Origin of the sequence: Lacihabitans soyangensis, assembly GCF_024343775.1 — a bacterium.
Lineage (GTDB): Bacteria > Bacteroidota > Bacteroidia > Cytophagales > Spirosomataceae > Leadbetterella > Leadbetterella soyangensis.
In genome coordinates this window covers 1-1705 of the sequence record NZ_RJUF01000101.1, presented here as the reverse complement: position 1 = coordinate 1705, position 1705 = coordinate 1, and the positions used below count along the sequence as shown (strand labels likewise).

Here is a 1705-nt window from a genome sequence, read left to right as displayed (position 1 = left end):
CCGTTACCTCAGGAATCGGAGCATGTACCTCAGCGGTGAGTGCAAGCTTTAGCAATGCTGCGATGTTGGAGACTCCAGCAGTACCAACGATAACAAGTACAGCATCAAGTTGTGCAGCGGATGAGATCAGCAGCATTGGCAACTATGATGGAACAGTAAGTTATACTTTCAGCCCAGCGGGCCCATCGGTAGGAGTAACAGGAGAAATAAGTGGCATGACCTTAGGCACCAGCTATACGGTGACTGCAACCAAAGGAAGCTGTACCTCGGTAGCATCGGCCATCTTCAGTAACGATATGATGTTGCAAACTCCTTCTATTTCGTTAGTTGCTTCTGCTTCAATTTTAAACTGCAATGTACCTTCAGTCACTATAACAGCATCTGGTAGTGGTAGTTATTTATGGAATACGGGTGAAACTACTAATTCTATTATAGTGGATACGGCTGGTACCTATATAGCCACACTTTCAACTGGATTTGGATGTTCAATAAGTGATACTATAGTGATATCAAAAGAAGATTCGTTAAGTTTATTGGTTGTTAATCCTCCTGTAAGTTCTTCGGTAGATATTACTGATATTGCTTTAAGAACTGGATCTATAATGCCAGCGGCTACGGTTATTACGTATCACACAGATGCAGCGGGTACAATACCTTTAGCAAATCCGAATGCGGTTACGATACCTGGTACGTATTACATTAAGGCAACTACACCTGGTGGTTGTGTTCAAATAAAACCATTAATTGTTGTAGTAGTTAGCAGCCCTTGTCCAAATGAGATAGTTTTAAGAAATCCTGCTGATAACATTAATGGTACTGAAACTAAAAAAGCAGCTGTCTTAATTAACGCAAGCAACAAGTTAAGCCCAACCTCAAAAGTAACTTATCAAGCAGGAGGTTCAGTAACTTTGAACCCTGGTTTTGAAACATCTTCAGGCTCAGTCTTCAAAGCTGAAATCAAAGGTTGTGACAATTAGAATGTACATATTTAAGGAAATTCATTAGAGCAAATCAAAAATGCAGACTTCTTTGAGGTCTGCATTTTTTTTAGATTTTTGGAACAAAAAAAAAGCCCGATTAAAAATCGAGCTTTCGGAGACTTAATATTTTGAGAAAACCTACACCTGCATAATATCGGTTTCTTTGGCCGCAAACATCTGGTCGGTTTTGTCTATAAACTGGTTGGTGAGTTTTTGTACCTTCTCTTCACCAATTTTAATGGCGTCTTCAGAAACACCATCGTTTTTGAGTTTTTTGAGGTCATCGTTGGTTTCTTGGCGTACCTTTCGAATATTGACCTTAGCCACTTCAATTTCTTGCTTAACCTTTTTTACCAAATCTCTACGGCGTTCTTCGGTAAGTGGCGGTACATTGAGTCGGATGGTTTCGCCGTCGTTGGCTGGGTTTAGGCCTACGTTGGAGTTGATGATGGCCCTTTCTATATCTCCAATCGTTTTTCTTTCGAAAGGTTTTACCTGAATGGTGCGGGCATCAGGTGTGGTAAGTGACGATACCTGAGAGATAGGTGTCATGATACCATAATATTCAACTTGTATGCCGTCTAACATGCTGGTACTGGCTTTACCGGCTCTTATTTTAGATAATTCTATTTGCGTGTGTTTCATGGCTCGCTCCATAGCGTCCTGAGCCATATCCAACAATAAATCTATTTCTTCCATTTTATAAAAGTATATTTTTCTTATTT

The 1705-nt window shown here is 40.1% G+C and carries 2 protein-coding genes; one reads left to right on the top strand and one right to left on the bottom strand.

What is annotated here, in order from left to right; translation table 11 throughout:
- Nucleotides 1–977: 3-coathanger stack domain-containing protein (locus tag EGI31_RS14580; protein ID WP_374760693.1), on the top strand; the 977-nt coding region annotated here is incomplete at its 5' end.
- Between the two features lie 141 nt (nt 978–1118).
- Here EGI31_RS14580 and frr read toward each other — a convergent pair.
- Entirely contained in the window at nt 1119–1679 is a 561-nt protein-coding gene (gene frr, locus EGI31_RS14575; RefSeq protein WP_255037189.1) for a ribosome recycling factor, read from the bottom strand.
- Nucleotides 1680–1705: the final 26 nt, after the last annotated feature.